Annotated in this window: 17 protein-coding genes; 5 read left to right on the top strand and 12 right to left on the bottom strand. The window is 63.7% G+C overall.

The window, feature by feature from the left end; all coding sequences use genetic code 11:
* Positions 1-84 precede the first annotated feature (84 nt).
* The gene (locus tag ABNP46_RS20270; protein ID WP_349920222.1) at positions 85-390 is read right to left on the bottom strand and encodes a c-type cytochrome; all 306 of its coding nucleotides are present in this window, start codon (positions 388-390) and stop codon (positions 85-87) included.
* A 106-nt stretch (positions 391-496) separates the two neighbouring features.
* Between ABNP46_RS20270 and ABNP46_RS20265 the strand changes: the two genes are divergently transcribed.
* From ABNP46_RS20265 to ABNP46_RS20255, 3 genes are all read left to right on the top strand, one after another.
* Entirely contained in the window at positions 497-1924 is a 1428-nt protein-coding gene (locus tag ABNP46_RS20265; RefSeq protein ID WP_349920221.1) for a protein adenylyltransferase SelO, read from the top strand.
* 17 nt (positions 1925-1941) lie between these two features.
* Positions 1942-2229: a DUF3630 family protein gene (locus ABNP46_RS20260; protein WP_349922599.1), complete on the top strand. Its 288-nt coding sequence runs from the start codon at positions 1942-1944 to the stop codon at positions 2227-2229.
* 192 nt (positions 2230-2421) lie between these two features.
* On the top strand, positions 2422-3096 hold the full coding sequence (locus ABNP46_RS20255) for a 7-cyano-7-deazaguanine/7-aminomethyl-7-deazaguanine transporter (protein WP_349920220.1): 675 nt from the start codon (positions 2422-2424) through the stop codon (positions 3094-3096).
* Between the two features lie 281 nt (positions 3097-3377).
* On the opposite strand, the gene rraA is transcribed toward ABNP46_RS20255, so the two are convergent.
* Entirely contained in the window at positions 3378-3863 is a 486-nt protein-coding gene (gene rraA, locus ABNP46_RS20250) for a ribonuclease E activity regulator RraA (protein ID WP_349920219.1), read from the bottom strand.
* Positions 3864-4007: 144 nt separating this feature from the next.
* Between rraA and ABNP46_RS20245 the strand changes: the two genes are divergently transcribed.
* The gene (locus tag ABNP46_RS20245; RefSeq protein ID WP_349920218.1) at positions 4008-5861 is read left to right on the top strand and encodes a methyl-accepting chemotaxis protein; all 1854 of its coding nucleotides are present in this window, start codon (positions 4008-4010) and stop codon (positions 5859-5861) included.
* A 67-nt stretch (positions 5862-5928) separates the two neighbouring features.
* Here the strand turns inward: ABNP46_RS20245 and mgtE are convergent, their stop codons facing one another.
* From mgtE to ABNP46_RS20215, 6 genes are all read right to left on the bottom strand, one after another.
* A complete protein-coding gene (gene mgtE, locus ABNP46_RS20240; RefSeq protein ID WP_349920216.1) occupies positions 5929-7353 on the bottom strand; it encodes a magnesium transporter in 1425 nt (474 codons plus the stop codon).
* Positions 7354-7502: 149 nt separating this feature from the next.
* The gene (gene cysG, locus ABNP46_RS20235) at positions 7503-8909 is read right to left on the bottom strand and encodes a siroheme synthase CysG (RefSeq protein ID WP_349920215.1); all 1407 of its coding nucleotides are present in this window, start codon (positions 8907-8909) and stop codon (positions 7503-7505) included.
* 12 nt (positions 8910-8921) lie between these two features.
* Positions 8922-9734: a nitrite transporter NirC gene (gene nirC, locus ABNP46_RS20230; RefSeq protein WP_349920214.1), complete on the bottom strand. Its 813-nt coding sequence runs from the start codon at positions 9732-9734 to the stop codon at positions 8922-8924.
* A gap of 51 nt (positions 9735-9785) precedes the next feature.
* On the bottom strand, positions 9786-10103 hold the full coding sequence (gene nirD, locus ABNP46_RS20225) for a nitrite reductase small subunit NirD (RefSeq protein ID WP_349920213.1): 318 nt from the start codon (positions 10101-10103) through the stop codon (positions 9786-9788).
* Entirely contained in the window at positions 10103-12649 is a 2547-nt protein-coding gene (gene nirB / locus ABNP46_RS20220) for a nitrite reductase large subunit NirB (RefSeq protein WP_349920212.1), read from the bottom strand. Before nirB ends, nirD begins: the two co-directional genes overlap by 1 nt.
* A gap of 308 nt (positions 12650-12957) precedes the next feature.
* Positions 12958-13863, bottom strand: a complete 906-nt coding sequence (locus ABNP46_RS20215; RefSeq protein ID WP_349922597.1) for a LysR family transcriptional regulator — start codon at positions 13861-13863, stop codon at positions 12958-12960.
* A gap of 187 nt (positions 13864-14050) precedes the next feature.
* On the opposite strand from ABNP46_RS20215, the gene ABNP46_RS20210 reads away from it, so the two are divergent.
* Positions 14051-15283 carry an MFS transporter gene (locus ABNP46_RS20210; RefSeq protein ID WP_349920211.1) on the top strand — a complete coding sequence of 411 codons (1233 nt, stop codon included), beginning with the start codon at positions 14051-14053 and terminating at the stop codon, positions 15281-15283.
* A gap of 75 nt (positions 15284-15358) precedes the next feature.
* Here the strand turns inward: ABNP46_RS20210 and hslU are convergent, their stop codons facing one another.
* From hslU to argS, 4 genes are all read right to left on the bottom strand, one after another.
* The gene (gene hslU / locus ABNP46_RS20205) at positions 15359-16687 is read right to left on the bottom strand and encodes an HslU--HslV peptidase ATPase subunit (RefSeq protein ID WP_349920210.1); all 1329 of its coding nucleotides are present in this window, start codon (positions 16685-16687) and stop codon (positions 15359-15361) included.
* Between the two features lie 57 nt (positions 16688-16744).
* Positions 16745-17293 (bottom strand): ATP-dependent protease subunit HslV, encoded by a 549-nt coding sequence (gene hslV / locus ABNP46_RS20200; protein ID WP_349920208.1) that lies wholly within the window; start codon positions 17291-17293, stop codon positions 16745-16747.
* Positions 17294-17480: 187 nt separating this feature from the next.
* Positions 17481-18317 (bottom strand): SPOR domain-containing protein, encoded by an 837-nt coding sequence (locus ABNP46_RS20195; protein ID WP_349920207.1) that lies wholly within the window; start codon positions 18315-18317, stop codon positions 17481-17483.
* 3 nt (positions 18318-18320) lie between these two features.
* On the bottom strand, positions 18321-20066 hold the full coding sequence (gene argS, locus ABNP46_RS20190) for an arginine--tRNA ligase (protein ID WP_349920205.1): 1746 nt from the start codon (positions 20064-20066) through the stop codon (positions 18321-18323).
* Positions 20067-20321: the final 255 nt, after the last annotated feature.

The raw sequence follows: 20321 nt of genomic DNA, 5'->3' as shown, positions 1-20321 counted from the left end.
GATGCCGACCATCTTGCCAAGGGCAGTTTAACGAACTGCCTTTGTTGTATTTGATGAATTAATTCACCATAAGGACGATATTTTTCACTGCTGCAGGCTGGCGTAATAAGCCGCTAGGTTCTCCATATCCGCCTCGGTCAGTGCCGCCATAAAGGGGGCCATCATGGGATCCTTGCGCTGACCCTCCTTGAACGCCTTCAACTGCTTGACGAGGTAGGGGGCGTGCTGTCCCGCCAGATGGGGATAGAGAGGCACGCTGGCCTTGCCCTCGGGACCATGACAGGCGGCGCACAGCACGGCCTTTGCCTTGCCCGCGGCCACATCGGCGGCATGAGCGGGGTGGCCGGAGAGCAGTGCCAGCAGGGGCAGGACATAGACCCATTTTTCCATCTTCCACTTCCTCGAATTGAAATAGCAGTATCGACCGTTGGCCCGAGAGGGGCCGGTGGCGGTATAAAGAGTGACACGAGCATACGCAGGGACGATCCCCATCACCATGAAGCTGATCAACACTTTCGCCACCGAGCTGCCCTGGGCCTGTGAACCCGTGGCCCCCCAGCCCCTGCAGGGGGCCAGGCTCTTGCACCTGAATCACGGCCTGCTCGGCGAGCTGGGGCTGACGGATGTCACCGAGGCAGACTGGCTTGCCTGCTGCGGCCAGGGTCAGCCCCTGACGGGCATGCAGCCGGTGGCCCAGGTCTATGCGGGCCATCAGTTCGGCGGCTACAGCCCGCGTCTCGGCGATGGCCGCGCCATGCTGCTGGGGGAACAGCAAGCCCCGGATGGCAGCCATTGGGATCTGCACCTGAAGGGGGCGGGCAAGACCCCCTTCTCCCGCTTCGGCGACGGTCGCGCCGTGCTGCGCTCCAGCATCCGCGAATACCTCGCCTCCGAGGCGCTGCACGCCCTCGGCATCCCCACCACCCGCGCCCTGGTGCTGGTGGGCAGTGATGAGCCCATCTATCGGGAGCAGGCCGAAAGCGGCGCGACCGTGCTGCGCACCGCCCCGAGCCACCTGCGCTTCGGCCACTTCGAGTATTTCGCCTGGAGCGGGCAGGGGGAGAAGATCCCCGCCCTCATCGACCATGCGCTGCGCCACCACTTCCCCGACCTGGCAAACGGCGCCGAGCTGTTTACCGAGGTGGTGCGCCGCACCGCGCGGCTCATCGCCAAGTGGCAGGCTGCCGGTTTCTGCCACGGGGTGATGAACACCGACAACATGTCTTTGCTCGGACTGACCCTGGATTACGGCCCCTACGGCTTTATCGACGCCTATGTGCCTGATTTTGTGTGCAACCACTCCGATCCGGGAGGGCGCTACGCGCTGGATCAGCAGCCGGCGGTCGGTTACTGGAACCTGCAGAAACTCGCCCAGGCGCTGGCGGATCACGTGGATGGTGAGGCGCTGGCGGCGGCGCTGGCCCAGTATGAGCACCAGCTGATGCTGCACTACTCGGAGCTGATGCGGGACAAGCTCGGCCTGGAAACCTGGGAAGATCAGGATCCGGCGCTGTTTCGCGAGATGTTCCAGCTGTTGGCGAGCCAAGGAGTGGACTACCACCTCTTCCTGCGTCGGCTGGGCGAGCTGACCGCCCAAGGCGACTGGCCTGCACCCTTGCTGGCCCTGTTGCCGGATCCCGCCAGCTGGCAGGGGTGGCTCGAGTCGTATCGGCAGCGCCTCATCCGTGAAGGGAGCGACGATGCGGCCCGCAAGGGGCGGATGGATGCGATCAATCCCAAGTACGTGCTGCGCAATGCCCTGGCCCAGCAGGCGATAGAGGCCGCCGAGCGGGGCGACATGGCGCCGTTCGAGCGGTTGTTTGCGGCCCTGCAGCGCCCCTATGACGAACAACCTGAATATGACGAGCTCGCCACCCCGGCCCCCGCCTGGTATTGCGGCGGCGAGCTCTCCTGCAGCAGTTGAGGACCCGGATGAAAGAGATGACGTGGCAAGTGACGGCGATGGACGAGGAGGCAGGTGTGCTGACTCTGGACTGCCCCGGGCTCTGCTGGGACAACTTCCCCACCCTGGCAGAGGCACTGGTGCAGGGGTGGGAGCTGACAGCCCTCGAGCGGGATTGGGGCGCCGATCGTCACAGCTGGCTGCTGGAGTTTGAAGGCAGCCCGCTGCGGCTGGAGTTCGAGCACCATGGCGGCTGCTGGCTGGAGGTGGTGCATCCGGTCGATCGGGAGGTGGTGCTCTGGCTGGGCCGCCAGCATCGGGGGTGATCCCTCGCGGATCTGCGGGTCGCGCCCTCTGCCCGTGGCGGCTGGGGTTGCCCTTTCCAGGGCGCCGTGACCACGCTCATCCGCCGCATAAAGATTGAACTATCGGTCGCGGGGCGTATAATCTCGCCCCTCAATTATCGCCAATGGTGGCGGTATGGGTTCCCTAACCCCATTAACCAAAAAGGTCACAACATGAATCTGACCCCTGCTCAGCACCAGACGGCGCTGGTGCGTCTCGCTTTGTTCCACATCCTGATCATCGCCAGCAGCAACTATCTGGTGCAGCTGCCGATCACCATCTTCGGCTTCCACACCACCTGGGGCGCCTTCAGCTTCCCATTCATCTTCCTGGCCACCGACTTGACGGTGCGGATCTTCGGTGCCGGCCTCGCCCGCAAGATCATCCAGACGGTGATGCTGCCGGCGCTGGCGGTCTCCTACGTGCTCTCCGTCCTGTTCTTCGAGGGCAGTTATCAGGGGCTGGGCCACCTTGCCGAGTTCAACCTGTTCGTGGCACGTATCGCCCTGGCCAGCTTCATGGCCTATCTGGTGGGCCAGTTCATGGACGTGGTGGTGTTCAATCGCCTGCGCCTGCTCAGGGCCTGGTGGGTGGCGCCGGCGGCCTCGACCCTGTTCGGCAACCTGGTGGACACCATCGCCTTCTTCAGCATCGCCTTCTGGCGCAGCACGGATCCCTTCATGGCCGAGCACTGGGTCGAGATAGCGACCGTGGATTATGTATTCAAGCTGCTGATTAGCCTGGGATTATTCGTGCCACTCTACGGCGTCTTGCTGCGCTATCTCAGCCGCAAGCTGGTGGGAGAGGTCGGATTGGACGGCCTGCGAACCGCGCCCCGTCAGGCATGACGATGATGACCACCTCCGGGTGGTCATTTTTTTCGCTTTTTTTGCAAATAAAACTTGCACAGTTAAATGAGAATGATTATTGTTAACTTGTTTTCCGGGAAAGACTTCATTCGTTCCAACGTGATGGACTTCTTGTGAAGGCACGACATTGCTCACATTGCTTCCAGTTAAGGGGCCAGTAGTTTACTGGCCCTCTTTTTTTGTATTTTTTCAGCCACTTGTCGCCAGATTACGGGCATAAAAAATGGGAGCCAAGGCTCCCATCTTCAGTCTGTGTCTGCTTACTCGATGTCGAGGGCATCGGGGGAGAGGATCACCCCGGTGGTGTCGGCATAGAGGTGATCGTCCGGCAGGAAGGTGACGCCGCCGAAGTTCACCGGCAGATCCGTCTCACCCACGTCCTTGCTGTCGGCGCCGACCGGGATGGCGGCCAGGGCCTGGATGCCGATGTCGAGATCTTCCAGGATGTCGACCTCGCGCACGCAGCCATAGCAGACGATCCCTTCCCACTCGTTTTCCGCCGCCGTGGTAGCGATCTCGCTGTCGATCAGGGCCCGGCGCATGGAGCCGCCGCCGTCGATCAGCAAGACGCGACCGGCGCCGTTCTCTTTCACGAGTTCACGGATAAGGCCGTTGGATTCGAAGCATTTGACCGTGGTGATGACGCCGCCGAACGAGGCGCGGCCGCCGAAGGAGCAGAGCATGGGCTCGAGCACATCCACCATGTCCTGATAGATGTCGCACAGTTCTGAAGTGTTGTATTCCATTGTGTCAGATCCACCGCTGGAAACAGGTGGAACCAGTATAAGGAGTGAGGGTGGCATTTCAATGAATATTCCTTGAACGGACATATGGATGTCGTATTCTGCCCGCGATCGATGCAGTCCACCCCAGCGCCCCAGAGGTTTACCATGCTGATCCGCCACAAGTTGATACTGAATACCGCCCTGGTCGCCACGGCCATGCTGACCCTGAGCGGGCTTTTCTTTTACGCCAGCAAGGAGAGCCGGCACATGATGGAGGCGCAGCGCCGGGTCGATGGACTCGAGCTCTCCATGGTGCAACTGAGGCGCGCCGAGCAAGACTTCTTGCTGCACAAGGATCTGGCGGTCATCGACAGATTCAACATCATGCTGGCGCAAACCCATGCGCTCGATCAGGCCCTGAGTGCCGATGACAGCCTGGATGCTGCCCGGGCGGGCTTGATGGGGCTGGATACCCAGGTCAGCGCCTATGGCAAGGCCTTCAACGAGCTGGTCGCCCAGCAGCAGAAGATAGGGCTGGGACCCGAGGATGGCCTCTATGGTCAGCTGAGGGCGGCGGTACACAAGGTGGAGGAGGCGCTCAAGGCACAGGATCAACAGGCTCTGCTCATCACCATGTTGCAATTGCGGCGGGCGGAGAAGGACTTCATGCTGCGCTCCGATATCCAGTACCTCGCGCGTTTCCAGACCCTGCATGCCGACTTCCAGCAGGGGCTCGGCAACCTGCCACAGGAGCAGCGCGGCGTGCTCGAACAGGCCAGCGAACAGTACCGAAATGACTTCGTTGCCCTGGTTCAGGGGATGCAGGTGCTGGGGCTGGACGAGGCCTCCGGACTGCGTGGCCAGATGCACACCCTGGTGCAAGAGGCCGAACAGGCACTCGAAAGCGTCGGCCAGCAGATCGAGGATGAACTGGCCAGCCAGACGGCGAGTTTCAACCGGCTGATGCTGATCTGCGGCGTCCTGATCATCATGGTCATCGGCTTCATGAGCGTGCTGCTGGGGCGCAGCATCGGCAGACCCATCGCCCGGGTCAATGACACGGTCAATCGCATCCGTCAGGACAACGATCTGCGCCTGCGCATCGCCCTCAAAGGGGATGACGAGATGGCGCAACTGGCGGGCAATCTGGATGTGATGCTGGATGGCTTCCGTCAGCTGATCGGGGATGTGAAGCAGAGCGTCAACACCCTGACCGGTGCGGCGGATCACCTCTCGGACAACGTGCGCCGAACCAGCGAGGGGGCCCAGCGCCAGTTGCTGGAGACGGATCAGGTGGCGACCGCCTCCACCGAGATGGGCTCCACCATCGAGGAGATCGCCCGCAGTACCGAGCAGGCGGCCAGCGATGCTGCCGCCACCAACCACAAGGCCGATGAGGGGCGCGGAGCGGTCGAGCAGACCGTCAACCAGATCCACAGCCTCGCGGAGCAGCTGGAGCAGGCCTCCGGCGAGGTCGCCCAACTGCAGAAGGAGAGCGAGACCATTGGCTCTGTGCTTGGGGTGATCCGGGGCATAGCGGATCAGACCAATCTGCTGGCCCTCAATGCGGCCATCGAGGCGGCGCGGGCGGGGGAGCAGGGCCGTGGTTTCGCGGTGGTGGCGGACGAGGTGCGCAACCTCGCCATCCGCACCCAGCAGTCGACCCAGGAGATCGCCGCCATCATCGGCTCACTGCAACAGCAGACCGACAACATAGTGGGTAGGATGGCGCTCTGCCGGGAGCAGGGGGGCAACAGTGCACAGCAGGCGACCCAGGCCGGTGAGCTGCTCGGCCAGATCACCCAGGATGTCACCCGCATCATGGACATGAGCACCCAGATCGCCGCCGCCATCGAGCAGCAGAGCTTGGTGGCCAACGAGGTGAACCGCAACGTCAGCAGCATCCGCGATATCGCAGAGGCATCGAGCCAGATGGCGCAAGACAATGCCCAGTCCAGCCAGGGATTGAGCGAGCAGGCCAGGCTGCTCAACCGGGCGGTGGAACAATACCGGGTGTGATGCATCGACCTGCCTGAATTGAAAAGGGAGCCTTAATGGCTCCCTTTTTCATGGGCGACGGGGAGGGTCAGAGCAGGAACAGGGTCGCCAGCCCGAGGAAGATGAAGAAGCCGCCGGTGTCGGTGATGGCGGTGATCATCACACTGGCACCGAGGGCGGGATCCCGTCCCAGCCGGGTCATGGTCATGGGGATGATGACCCCCATCAGGGCCGCCACCAGCAGGTTCAGCACCATGGCGAGGGTCATGACGGCGCCCAGCGCCGCGTCCTGATAGAGGAAATAGGTGACGACCCCCATGGTCCCCCCCCACACCAGGCCGTTGATGAGGGCGACGCCCAGCTCCCGCCACAGCAGGAAGGAGACGTTGCCGGTCTGGATCTGCTGCAGTGCCAGCGCTCGCACTATCATGGTGATGGTCTGGTTGCCGGTGTTGCCGCCGATGCCCGCGACGATGGGCATCAGGGCCGCCAGCGCCACCAGTTGCGAGATGCTGTGCTCGAACAGGCCGATGACCCGGGAGGCCATGAAGGCGGTACAGAGGTTGATGGCGAGCCAGGCCCAGCGGGTCTTCACCGCCTTGGTGACGGGGGCGAACACGTCTTCATCCTCGCTGATCCCCCCCATGCGGCGCAGATCGGTATCGCTCTCCTCATAGACCAGGTCCACCACCTCGGCGACGGTGAGGCGTCCCATCAGCTTGCCCTTGGCATCCACCACGGCGGCGGAGACCAGATCGTCCCGCTCGAAGGTGCGGGCCGCCGCCTCATCGTTGTCTTCCGGGTCGAAGGTGACGGGATCTTTCTCCATCACCTCCCCGACCAAGGTCTCTGGTTTGTGCAGCAGCACAGTGGTGAGGGGCAATTCCCCCTGCAGCCGGTTGCGCTTGTCGGTGACGAACAGTTTGTCGGTGTTGGGGGGGATCTGGCCGCGCAGGCGCAGGTAGCGTTGTACCGCCCCCAGGCTTATCTCGGCGCGCACCGTGACGAGATCGAAGTCCATCATGGCGCCGACCGTGTGCTTGCCGTAACGGATCACCTCCCGTACCCGATCCCGCTGCTCGGGGGCCATGGAGGTGAGCAGCCGTCCCATCAGGTTGCGGGGCAGGTATTGGCCGAGATAGATCTGGTCGTCGATGTCGAGGCTGCGCAGAGCGTGCAGCAACTCTTTGTCGCTCATGCCGCTGATGAGGCTGTCCCACACCGTCTCCGACGCCTCCACCAGGATCTGGCCGTGGCGCTCGGGGTTCACCTGCTGCCAGAGTACGTGGCGCTCGTCCGGGGGGAGGGACTCCAGGGCATCGGCAACGTCGGCGGCGGGCAGGCTGTTGACCAGCTGGGTCAGTTCGCGGGTCTGGTCCCGCAGCTCGGCATCCTGCCCCCCTTGGGGGTCGAGCAGACTGTCGGTGAGCGCATCGTCGGCCAGCAACAGGGTGAGGATGCGGGATCTGTCTTGTTCACGCTGTTTGGCGTTGTTCTTGGCGGGGAGAGACATGCAACAAGATTCCTGAATTCGAATTCGGTGGGCCGGATGACCATGCCCATAGGATACCAGACTCAAAACAAGAGGTTATGACAGTCGGCGCAGTAAAAAAGAGACCACCCTGGGGTGGTCTCTCACATTGGTCTGTGCTGGCGGGCTCTTCAGGCAGAAACCTGGGCCTGCTCCGGGCCGTTGGCCTGGCCGAACCAGGCGAGTTGATCGGCCAGGGTGACGACAGATCCCACCATGATGAGGGCAGGGCTCTCGACGCCGACCGCCAGCTCCGGCAGTTGGTCTAGCGTGCCGCGAATGACCCGCTGGCAGGGCTGGGTGCCGCGCTCGATGAGGGCCACCGGAGTAGAGCCGTCCTTGCCGTGGGCCATCAGCTGCTCGCGGATGGTGGTGCAGGACGAGAGCCCCATGTAGAACACCAGCGTCTGTTTGTCTCTGGCGAGCAGGGGCCAGTCGAGATCCTGGGTGCCCCCCTTGCCGTGGGCGGTGACGAAGCGCACGCTCTGGGCGTGATCCCGGTGGGTCAGCGGAATCCCCGCGTAGGCGGCGCAACCGCTCGCCGCGGTGATCCCCGGCACCACCTGGAAGCCCACCCCGCTGCCGACCAGGGTCTCCAGCTCCTCGCCGCCCCGACCGAAGATGAAGGGGTCGCCCCCTTTCAGCCTCACCACTCGCTGCCCTTTCCTTGCCTCATCCAGCAGGAGCTGGTTGATCCCCTCCTGGGGCACGCAGTGGTTGCCCGCCAGCTTGCCGACGAAGATGCGTTTGGCATCCCGGCGCACCAGGGCCATCACCTCGTCCGATACCAGCCGGTCATGGACCACCACGTCCGCCTGCTGCATCTGACGCAGGGCATGCAGGGTGAGCAGACCGGGATCGCCGGGACCGGCACCGACCAGGATCACTTCTCCCTTGGCGGCAGCATCATTGGCAAACAGGTGGTCGGCGAGCTGGTTGGCGGCAGCCTTGTCGCCCCGGGCCAGGGCCTGGCCGAGGCGATCGGTGCCGAGCAATCGCTCCCAGAACTGGCGCCGTTCCCCCATGCTGGCGAAGCGAGCCTTGACCCGCGCCCGCAGGCCACCGGCGAAGGCTGCGACGGCACCCAGATGCTGGGGCAGCAGGGCTTCGAGCTTCTCCCGCAGCAGGCGGGCCAGCACCGGGGCCTTGCCGCCGGAGGAGATGGCGACCATCAGCGGCGAGCGGTCGATGATGGACGGCATGATGAAGCTGGAGCGCTTGGGGTCATCCACCACGTTGGCAAAGATGCCGGCCTGGTTGGCGCTCTGGTAGACCAGGGCATTGACCTCACGCCTGTCGGTAGCTGCCACCACCAACCACTTGCCAGCCAGCTGATCCGGTTCGAATTCACCAGCCAGCCAGTGGATTGTTCCGTTGGTAGCCAGGGTAGCCAGCTCGGGATCGAGCTTGGGGGCCACCACCGTCAGCCAGGCACCGGCGTCCAGCAGCAGGCGCGCCTTGCGCTCCGCCACGTCGCCACCGCCGACCAGCAGCACGGGTTTGTTGTCGAGTCTGCAAAAGATGGGCAAGTAGTCCATGGGGCCTCCTGATCAGGCGGTCTGGGTCTGGCTGACGGTGTCAGCGGTGTCGGTCACGGCGATCGGGCGCTCGGCCTTGGGGGTGGCATACCAGTAGCCCAGACCCATGAAGAGGGCGCCGGAGACGGTGTTGCCCAGGGTCACCCACAGCAGGTTGTGGCCGATGCCGCCCAGGGTGTAGGCGTCTGAGTGGGCGCCAAACCAGGAGAGGGCGAACAGGGTCATGTTGGCGACCGAGTGCTCGTAGCCGGAGGCGATGAAGGCCAGCAGGCACCACCAGATGGCGATGAACTTGGCGGCGCCCTCGGTGCGCAGCGCCATCCAGATGGCGAGGCAAACCAGCCAGTTACAGAGGATCCCTTTCATGAACAGGGTCAGGGCCGGGGCCTGGGTCTTGGCCAGCGCCACCTTGTGGGCCAGGCTGCCCGCGTCCGGCAGCAGGCTGCCGCCGTAGGAGTAGATCAGCGCCACCGCGATGGAGCCGAGCAGGTTGCCGGCCCAGGTCTGGGGCAGGATGCGCAGCAGATCCCCCATGGAAATCTTGCTGGTCTTCACCCCGAAGGTGAGGAACATGGTGTGGCCGGTGAACAGCTCGGAGCCGGCGATGATCACCAGGGTCAGGGCGATGCCGAAGGTGGCCCCCATCACCAGCGGACGCACGCTGGCATCCACCAGGTTGCCCAGGGTGAAGATGAGGATGATGCCAAGGCCCACATAGGCTCCCGCCATGGCGGCGCTGAGCCAGAAGCCGAGCTTGTCGCTGCGCTCGAAGCGGTTGATGCGGGCCGCGTTGGCGGCGCACTTGTTGATGGTTTCGGTATACATGTTTGTTTCCTTCAAGAGGGCCGCCCGTGGGCAGCCCTGATATGCACGGTGTTAGACGGCGACCCAGACCTGTTGGTCGCGGACTTCGACGGGGTAGCTCTGCACCGACATGGCCGCATTTTCGAGGCAGTGACCGTCGCTCAGGCGGAAGTGCTGCTTCTTGAGCGGACTGGCGACCCAGAGTTCCCCCTCGTGTTCGCAGATGATGCCCCGCGACAGCACGCTGGCGGCGAAGAAGGGATCCCGGTTGTCGATGGCGAACACTTCGGGCGCTTCGCTCGGGCGGAACAGGGCGATCTGGCGTCCTTCCAGCAGGGCGCAGACGCCGGTACCCGGGAATATGTCATTGAGTTGGCATGCGAGTTTCATCACTTTGCCTCCATTTCTATCTGGTAGACGGGGATGCGCTCGGCCGGGGTGGCCGGTCTGTGCTGCTCCCGCTCGGTGACGAACTGCACGTCCGGATCGCGCTTGTCGCTGTTGATGAAGTGGCTGAAGCGTTTGAGCTGCTCTTCTTCATTCAGGGTGCGGGACCACTCGCATTCGTAGCTGTCGATGAGGGCCTGGATGTCGCGCTCCAGGGTCTCGTTCAGTCCGAGCTTGTCATCGACGATCACCTCGCGCAGGTAGTCGATACCGCCTTCCAGGCTGGTGAGCCAGCTGGCGGTACGCTGCAGTTTGTCGGCGCTGGTGACGTAGAACATCATAAAGCGGTCGATCAGCGTGATCAGGGTCTCGCGGTCGAGATCCGAGGCGAGCAGGTCGGCGTGGCGCGGTTTCATGCCGCCGTTGCCGCCGACATAGAGGTTCCAGCCCGCGTCGGTGGCGATGATGCCGACATCCTTGCCCTGGGCCTCCGCACATTCGCGGGTACAGCCAGAGACACCGAACTTCATCTTGTGGGGGGTGCGAATGCCCTTGTAGCGGTTCTCGAGGAAGACCCCGAGGCCGACGCTGTCCTGCACCCCAAAGCGGCACCAGGTGCTGCCGACGCAGGTCTTGGCCATGCGCAGCGCCTTGGCGTAGGCCTGGCCGGTCTCGAAACCGGCGGCCAGCAACTTGCGCCAGATGGCGGGCAAGTCGTCTTTCTGGGCGCCGAACAGGCCGATGCGCTGGGCACCGGTGATCTTGGTGTAGAGCTGGTAGTCGCGGGCCACCTCGGCTACCGCCAGCAGGCCTTCCGGCGTGACTTCACCACCGGCCATGCGCGGGATGACGGAGTAGGTGCCGTCCTTTTGCATGTTGCCGAGGAAGATGTCGTTGGTGTCCTGCAGCTGGGTGTTCTGCGGGGTCAGCACATAGTCGTTCCAGCAGGAGGCGAGGATGGAGCCGACGGTGGGTTTGCACACCTCGCAGCCATGGCCGTGACCGTGCTTGGCCAGCAGCTCGTCGAAGCTCTTGATCCCCTCCACCTTGACCAGGTGGAACAGCTCCTGACGGGAGTAGGGGAAGTGGCCGCAGAGGTGGTTGTTGACCTCGATGCCCTGCTTCACCAGCTCGGCGTTGAGCACCTGGCTGATGAGGGGTACGCAGCCGCCGCAGCCGGTACCGGCCTTGGTGTGCTGCTTGATGGCGGCGAGCGTGGTGTGGCCCTCGGCGACCGCCCGGGCGATGTCGCCCTTGGAGACGTCGAAGCAGGAGCAGATCTGGGCGGATTCCGGCAGGGCGTCGACCCCCAGGGTCGGCTTGGCGCCGGCATAGGCGGGCAGGATCAGCGCATCCGGGTGGGCCGGCAGCGGCAGGGCATTGAGCATCATCTGCAGCAGGTTGCCGTAATCTTCCACGTCACCCACCAGCACGGCGCCGAGCAACCGGCTGTTGTCCTCGCTCACCACGATTTTCTTGTAGACGCCAGCCTGATCGTCCTGGAACACATAGCTGTGACTGCCGGGCGTGCGGCCATGGGCATCGCCGATGGAGCCGACGGAGACGCCGAGCAGCTTGAGCTTGGCGCTCATGTCCGCCCCTTCGAAGCGGTTGTCGCCGCCGAGCAGGTGGTCCACGGTGACCTGGGCCATCTTGTAGCCCGGCGCCACCAGACCGAAGAAGCGTCCCTGCCAGGCGGCGCACTCGCCGATGGCATAGATGTCGGGATCCGAGGTGAGGCAGTGATCGTCGATCAGCACACCGCCACGGTCGGCGATGGTCAGCTCGCAGTAACGGCCGAGGGTGTCTTGCGGACGGATACCGGTGGAGAAGACCACCACGTCCACTTCCAGCATGCTGCCATCGGCGAAGGCGAGGCGATGCTTCGCCTCCTTGCCGCCGTGCATCAGGATCTCGCTGGTGCTCTTGCTGGTGTGAACCTGCACCCCCATGGATTCAATCTTGCGGCGCAGCAGCTGGCCGCCCTGGCCGTCGAGCTGTTCCGCCATCAGCACGGGAGCGAATTCCACCACGTGGGTCTCGAGGCCCAGCGCCTTGAGGGCTCCCGCGGCTTCCAGACCGAGCAGGCCGCCGCCGATCACCACACCGCTCTTGCCGCTTTTGGCGGCGCTGCGGATCTCTTTCAGATCCTCGATGGTGCGATAGACGAAGCATTCGTGGTGCTGGCTGCCCTGGATGGGAGGGACCCAGGGATAGGAGCCGGTCGCCAGGATCAGCTTGTCATAGGCGACCACAGTGCCCTTGTTGGAGTGCACCTCGCCCTTGGCGCGATCGATGAGTTTGACCGCCTCGCCGAGCAGCAGGCGGATGCCGTGTTTCTCATAGAAGCCGGGTTTGACGAGGGAGAGATCTTCGCTGGTGTGGTGGGAGAAATAAGAGGAGAGATGGACACGATCGTAGGCGGGGCGGGGTTCTGCACCGAAGACGGTGATCTCGAACTGGCCGGGGTCGGCCCGTTCGATCAACTCTTCGATGAAGCGGTGCCCCACCATGCCGTTACCGATGACGGCCAGTCTGACTTTGCTCATGATTGCCTCTGGTTTGGAGTAATAAAACATCAATCTGACGTTAGGCTACCCAGTTGCAGGGGGCGGGCAATTGATGCAAATCAACTGTCTATTTATATATCTCCTATGGGGTAATTCGAACAGGTTGAAAGGCTATCCATAAATGGGTGCCTGAATGGCTCTACTTCCCATGGCGAATGGGATTGGGGTGTGTCGGCGTCGCGACCTCAGGGGGGCGGGAACTGGCCCCAGTGGTGGGGCTGGAAAACCAGGGTGAGTGCAGGGGCGTGGCTAATTTTTATACCGGGACTGTCGTTAACTTTCGTCGGTCAGTTGCCATAGGGTGGGCGGGCACAGAGATCCCGGATGAGATGGCGTAGCCAGCGATGGGCCGGATCGGCGTCCAGTCGCGGGTGCCAGAGCAGGGCCAGGGTGATGGCGGGCAGGGAAAAGGGCAGGGGAAGCCTCACCAGATCCGGGTAGAGGCTGGCGCAGTGCAACTCGGGCACGGTCGCCACCAGATCGCTGGCCTGCACCAGCGCCAGGGCCGTGGCAAAACCCAGCACCAGGGTCGCGACATGGCGCTCCAGCTTGAACACGGCGAGGGCGTCGTCGATGGGGCCGTGCTCCCGCCCGCGCCGCGACACCATGACGTGCTGGGCGGCGGCATAGCGTGTGGCGCTCAGAGGGCCCTGGCACAGGGGATGATCGGGGCGCACCACGGCGACGAAGTGATCCCGGAACAGGGCCTGGGTATGCAGCTCGGGTGCCGTGCTGGCGCCTATCACCCCGGTTTCGAAGTCCAGTTCACCGTGGCGCAGGGCGCCGCTCTCCTTGTCGGGCTTGGCCACGAAGTGCAGCCGTACCCCGGGGGCTTCGGCGGCGAGCCGGGCCAGCAGGGCGGGGCCGACGGTTTCCACGAAGCCATCGCTGGCACGCAGTCGGAAGGTTCGCACCAGCCTGGCGGGCTCGATCTCCTGCAAAGGGCTCAGCATGGCGCCCGCTTCCTGCACCAGCGCGCCGACCCGCTCCCGCAGCGCCAGGGCGCGGGGGGTGGGCACCAATCCGCGGCCCGCCCGTACCAGCAGGGGATCCCCCGTGGTGTCACGCAGGCGGGCAAGGGCCCGACTCATGGCGGAGGGGCTCAAGCCCAACCGCCTGGCGGCGCCCGCCACGCTGCCCTCGTCGAGCAGGGTAGTCAGGGTGATCAGCAAATTGAGGTCCGGTGTGCTCATGATGATGCCCTCGCCGAGTGATACCTTGAGCCCGCGGTGACGCTGCCAGCCCTTCTTGCTCATCATACAAGATGCCACGGCGGGATATATGGCGTGAGATGCACTGATTAGCTGCAAGCCGTGCGCCTTCCGCCCGCTCAGCCCCCTGACTAGGCTATCGGCATCTTCCCTCTGCCGAGATCCACCTATGTCATCCCCCATGGTCACCCCTGTTTTCACCGCTCGCTCCATGGGCCTGCCGGCCTTGGGGTTCTCGACGCTGTTGCCCATGCTGGCGGGCAGCATGGGCAACATGGCGCTGCCGGCATTGGGGGTCGAGTTGGCCATTCCCCTCGCCAGCCTGCAGTGGGTGCTGGTGGCCTACCTGCTGGGGATCACCAGTCTGTCCGTGGTGGCGGGCCGTCTGGGCGATCGTCTCGGCCGTCGCCAATTGCTGTGCTGGGGTGTGGTGTTGTTCACGCTGGCTTCCCTGCTCTGTGCCCTGGCGCCGAGCATGGGTTGGCTTGTCGCTGCGCGGGCTCTGCAAGGGGCGGGGGCGGCCTGCATGCTCTCCCTGGCGCTTGCCATGGTGGGGCGGCAAGTGGCCCCGCAGCGGCGCGGCTGGGGCATGGGGCTGCTCGGCACGCTGTCGGCCTGCGGCACGGCCCTCGGCCCCCTGATGGGCGGTTGGCTGGTCGACAGTCTGGGCTGGCAGGCCCCCTTCCTGTTGCTGGTGCCCCTGGGTCTGCTGGCTCTGGTGCTCGCGCTGCTCGGTCTGCCTGCCGACGAGGCTGGTCCTCGGGGTGATGGCGTGAGGCTGGGGAGCCTGCTGCCACTGGCACTGCTGCGGGAGGCACCCCTGCGGGACGGCCTGCTCGGCAGCGCCCTGGTGGCGAGCGTGATGGTGCTGACCCTGTTGATCGGCCCCTTCTACTTGCACGGAATGTTTGGTCTCAGCCTGACCGAGGTGGGCCTTTGGATCTCGGGCGGCCCCCTGCTGGCGGCATGTACAGGCCTGCCAGCCGGTTGGCTGGTGGACAGGCTGGGTAGCGGAGCCGTGTTGCGGATCGGTCTCGGGGGCATGCTGCTCGCCACCCTGGGGCTAGTGATGCTTCCGACATCCTGGGGGCCCCTCGGCTATCTGTTACCCATCTTGCTGCTGACGGCAGGGTATGCCCTGTTCCAGACCGCCAACAACGGCGCCGTGGTGGGTGGGGCGCACGAGCGGGATCGTGGCGCTGTGGCGGGTTTGCTGACCCTGGCCCGCAACCTGGGGCAGTTCGGTGGTGCGGCCGGACTCGGCGCCCTGTTCAGCGCCCTGGTCGGGAGCGAAATGGGGGGAGCCAGCGCCATGGCACTGAGAACGGGCATGCAGCTCAGCTTTGTGGCGGCCGGGTTGCTGCTCGGGCTGGCGCTCTGGTTGAATCGTCGGACCGGGTGAGAGTTGCCCCGGGCATGAATCGCGGATACAAAAACGCCTCCGCGAGGGAGGCGCTTTTACCGGGTCTGAGTGCACTTACAGGATGAAGCGGCTCAGATCCTCGTCCTCGATCAACTTGCCGAGGTGGGCGTTGACGTAGTCGGCGTTGATCACGAAGGTCTCACCGGATTTTTCGGAGGCGTCGTAGGAGATGTCTTCCATCAGTCGCTCCATCACGGTGTGCAGGCGACGGGCGCCGATGTTCTCGGTGCGCTCGTTGACCTGCCAGGCGGCCTCGGCCAGGCGACGGATGCCATCCTGGGTGAACTCGATCTTGACCCCTTCGGTAGCCATCAGCGCCTGGTACTGATCGGTCAGGGAGGCGTTCGGCTCGGTCAGGATGCGCTCGAAGTCTTCGGTGGTGAGCGCGGTCAGCTCGACCCGGATCGGCAGACGGCCCTGCAGCTCGGGGATGAGGTCGGACGGACGGGCCACCTGGAAGGCGCCGGAGGCGACAAACAGGATATGATCCGTCTTCACCATGCCGTGCTTGGTGTTGACGGTGCAACCTTCCACCAGAGGCAGCAGATCCCGCTGCACCCCCTCGCGGGAGACGTCGGGACCCGAGCTCTCGCCGCGCTTGCAGATCTTGTCGATCTCGTCGAGGAAGACGATGCCGTTGTTCTCCACCGCGTGGATGGCCTTCTGCTTCAGCTCTTCCGGGTTGACCAGACGGGCCGCCTCTTCTTCGATCAGCGCCTTCATGGCCTCCTTGACCTTGATCTTGCGCTTCTTCTTCTGCTGCTGGCCCAGGTTCTGGAACAGGCCCTGCAACTGGTTGGCCATCTCTTCCATGCCCGGCGGGGTCATGATGTCGACGCCCATGGGGCTGGCGGAGAGCTCCAGCTCGATCTCCTTGTCATCCAGCTGACCTTCCCGCAGTTTCTTGCGGAAGATCTGGCGAGTGTTGGAGTTGTCGGCCTTTTCTTCCTCACCCCAGCTGTTGCGCGGGTTCGGCAGCAGGGCGTCGAGGATGCGCTCTTCGGCGGCCTCTTCGGCGCGGTACTTCATCTTCTCCATCTCGGTCTCGCGCACCAGCTTGATGGCGACATCGGTCAGGTCACGGATGATGCTGTCCACTTCCTTGCCCACATAGCCCACCTCGGTGAACTTGGTGGCTTCCACCTTGATGAAGGGGGCGTTGGCCAGCTTGGCCAGACGACGGGCGATCTCGGTCTTGCCGACGCCGGTCGGGCCTATCATCAGGATGTTTTTCGGAGTCACCTCGTGGCGCATCTCCTCGGAGAGCTGCATGCGGCGCCAGCGGTTGCGCAGGGCCACGGCCACCGCGCGCTTGGCGTCGGCCTGACCAATGATGTGGCGGTCCAGCTCGTGGACGATTTCTCTCGGGGTCATCTCGGACATGATGCAATTCCTGTATCCGGGGCGGGCAGGGCCCACCCCTTGCAAAATGGGGTCGCCTTATTTCGGCTCGACTTCTTTCGGCGCATAGTCCAGCACTTCAATGGTGTGGTTGCCATTGGTGAAGACGCAGATATCGCCCGCGATCTTGAGGGACTTCTCGACGATGCTCCTGGCATCCAGGTCGGTATTTTCCAGCAGGGCGATGGCGGCGGACTGGGCGAAGTTGCCGCCGCTGCCGATGGCGATGAGGTCATGCTCCGGCTGCACCACGTCACCGTTGCCGGTGATGATGAAGGACTTGTGCTCATCGGCCACGGCCAGCAGGGCCTCGAGGCGACGCAGGGCGCGGTCGGTGCGCCAGTCTTTGGCCAGGGCCACGGCGGCACGTTCCAGGTTGCCCTGGTGGGCCTGCAGCTTGGCCTCGAAGCGCTCGAGCAGGGTGAAGGCATCGGCGGTGCCGCCGGCGAAACCAGCCAGTACCTTGCCGTTGTAGAGGCGGTGAACCTTGCGGGCGTTGCCCTTCATGACGGTGTTGCCCAGGGAGACCTGGCCATCGCCACCGATCACGACTTGGCCGTTGCGGCGGACAGAAACTATGGTAGTCACTTTACTTACCTCGCTTGAGCCGAAAAACGGCCTGACTGTGCATGGCAAGAAAGATGGGGGTCGGATCCGGGCTTTTCAACCCTGAGTCGCAAGGGGGGCAAAAGGGGGCTCGTTTGGGTTGAAGGTCACATTGCAGATAAAAAGAAGGCAGGGCGCCGGCCCTGCCTTCCTGTTTTCGGTGAAGGGATCAGCCCTTCTTGGGGATACAGCCGCTGATGCCGGCCCCCTGCAGCTTGCGGTTGGCGCCATCGGCGGCGGCCTTGCCATTGAAGGGGCCGACCATCACCTTGTAGACGGCGCCATTGGCACCATTGACCACCTGCAGGCTGGAGGAGAGCCCGGCGGTGAAGGCGATGCGGGCCTTGAGCGACTCGGCAGAATCCTGCGAGCGCAGGGCGGCGCACTGCATCATGTAACGCCCGCTGTCGGCCGCTGCCGCGGTCTGGGAGGCGGCCTTGGCCTTGGCGGCCTGTTCCCGCTCCATCTCGGCGCGCAGCTCCCGCTCCATCCGGTCACGTTCGGCCTTGCGATCGATCACCTGCTCCTGGGCGCTGGCCACCGGCGCGCCGGTGGCGGGCTTGGTCGGCTGCACCGGCTGCGGCTGATAAGGCTTCACCTGCCCGATGGGGGTGCCCGGTTGCGGGATGGCGGTCTCCACCGGTTTGGGCAGCTTGTCCGGCTGCAGGGTCAGGGTCTCGGCAGGAGGCGGTGGCAGTACGCCCGGCTGGGGCGGCGGCTCGATGACGTCCACCTGCTTGTTCTCCAGTCGTTCGATGTAGCTCCACTTCTCCTGGGGCAGGCCATTGCCTTGGGCTTTGGGCTTGTTGGCCTTCACCTGCTCTTCGATGGTGGGGGCATCGGCCCCCTTGCCATTGATGAGGTAGAGGAAGGCGCCAAAGCCGACCACCAGGCCCCCGGCCAGCAGTGCCGGGATAACAGGAAAGCGGCGAGGTGCCGCTTTCTTGGTGTTACGACCACCGGCCCGACGTCTCGGGCTGTTGCCGACGTAATCCCGGGTTGCCATCTATTACATGCGCTCCAGGGTGTGGATGCCCAGTACGCCGAGGCCGAGTTTCAGTACCTTGGCGGTGGCGGCGCACAGCAGCAGACGGCTGTTGCGGGTGGCTTCGTCGACGCCATCCTTGTTGATCGGGCAGGCTTCGTAGAAGGTCATGAAGTTGCCGGACAGCTCGTACAGATAGGTGCAGAGCAGGTGCGGCATGCCCTTGTCCGCGACGCTGTTGACCGCGTCGGAGAACTGGATCAGCTTCTGGGCCAGGGTCTCTTCCGCTTCCTCGTTCAGCACTATCTTGCCGGTCAGGCTGGCTTCGTTGACGCCGGCCTTGCGGAAGATGGACTGGATCCGGGTGTAGGCATATTGCAGGTAGGGTGCGGTGTTGCCTTCAAAGGAGAGCATCAGATCCCAGTCGAAGATGTAGTCGGTGGTACGGTTCTTGGAGAGATCCGCATACTTGACCGCGCCCATGGCGATGGCGTGCACCACCTTGGCCTTCTCTTCGTCGGAGAGATCGCTGTTGCGGCTCTCCAGCAAGGCCTTGGCGCGCTCTTCGGCCTCGTTCAGCAGCTCGACCAGCTTGACGGTGCCGCCGGAACGGGTCTTGTAGGGACGACCGTCCTTGCCCAGCATCATGCCGAAGGCGTGGTGCTCGAGGGGCACGGAGGCCGGTACATAGCCCGCCTTGCGGGTGATGGTCCAGGCCTGCATCAGGTGCTGGTGCTGACGGGAGTCGATGAAGTACATCACCCGATCGGCGCCCAGGGTTTCATAACGGTACTTGGCACAGGCGATGTCGGTGGTGGTGTAGAGGAAACCGCCATCGCTCTTCTGGATGATGACCCCCATGGGCTCCCCATCCTTGTTCTTGTACTCGTCCAGATAGACGACGGTGGCGCCTTCGCTCTCGACCGCGAGGCCACGGGCCTTCAGATCGGTCACGATGGCGGGCAGCATGTCGTTGTACATGGACTCGCCCATGATGTCCTTCTCGGTCAGAGAGACATTCAGGCGGTCGTAGTTGCGCTGGTTCTGCTCCATGGTCATGTCGACCAGCTTCTTCCACATGGTGCGGCAGTATTCATCACCACCCTGCAGCTTGACCACGTAGTTGCGAGCGCGCTCGGCGAAGGCCTCGTCTTCGTCATACAGACGCTTGGCCTGGGTGTAGAAGGCTTCCAGATCCTTGAGCTGCATGTCACTGGCGTGCTCGTTTTCCATCTTCTCCAGATAGGCGATCAGCATGCCGAACTGGGTGCCCCAGTCGCCGATGTGGTTGGCACGCACCACCTTGTGGCCGAGGAACTCCAGGGCACGGGCCGCCACGTCACCGAGGACGGTGGAACGGATGTGGTGCACCGCCATCTCCTTGGCCACGTTGGGGGCGGAGTAGTCCACCACCACGGTTTGCGGCGCGGGCAGCTTCACGCTGGCGTTGTCGCTGTGCACCATGGTCTCGACCTGACCGGCCAGCCAGCTGGTGTCGAAGAAGAAGTTGATGAAGCCGGGACCGGCGATCTCCACCTTGGCGACGAGGTCGGAGGCGGGCAGATGCTCGATGATGGCGGCAGCCAGCTCGCGGGGGTTCTTGCGGGCCGGTTTGGCCAGCAGCATGGCCAGGTTGGTGGCCAGGTCACCGTGAGCTTTTTCCTTGCATCGATCCACTTGCACCCGGGCTTCCAGGTCGGCGGGCAGGACGCCAGCGGACTTGAGATTGGCTACCGTTTGTTCAAGTAGATGATGAATATGCTCTTTCATAACTGACCACCGAGGTTGCGCGTCGAAAAATGACTGACTGGATAAGGGCGTGAATTTTACCCGCATCGGGCCGAGAAAACTACAGGAATGGCCCGCCCCTGTCGGGGTGGCGGATATTTCACTGCTTTTGACCGATAATTCCAGAATATTACGTGGAATAACTGGTGCTTATCCATTTCTACTGCATATCGAAGCGACTTGTCCAGGCTATTTTCCCCTGTTTGTTAAAGGGTCTTTCGGCCGCCATTGTCATGA

Origin of the sequence: Aeromonas veronii, from assembly GCF_040215105.1 — a bacterium.
In the GTDB taxonomy this organism is placed as follows: Bacteria; Pseudomonadota; Gammaproteobacteria; order Enterobacterales; family Aeromonadaceae; genus Aeromonas; species Aeromonas veronii_G.
The sequence above is the reverse complement of the archived record's forward strand: the minus strand, read 5'-3'. Positions and strand labels throughout refer to the sequence as shown.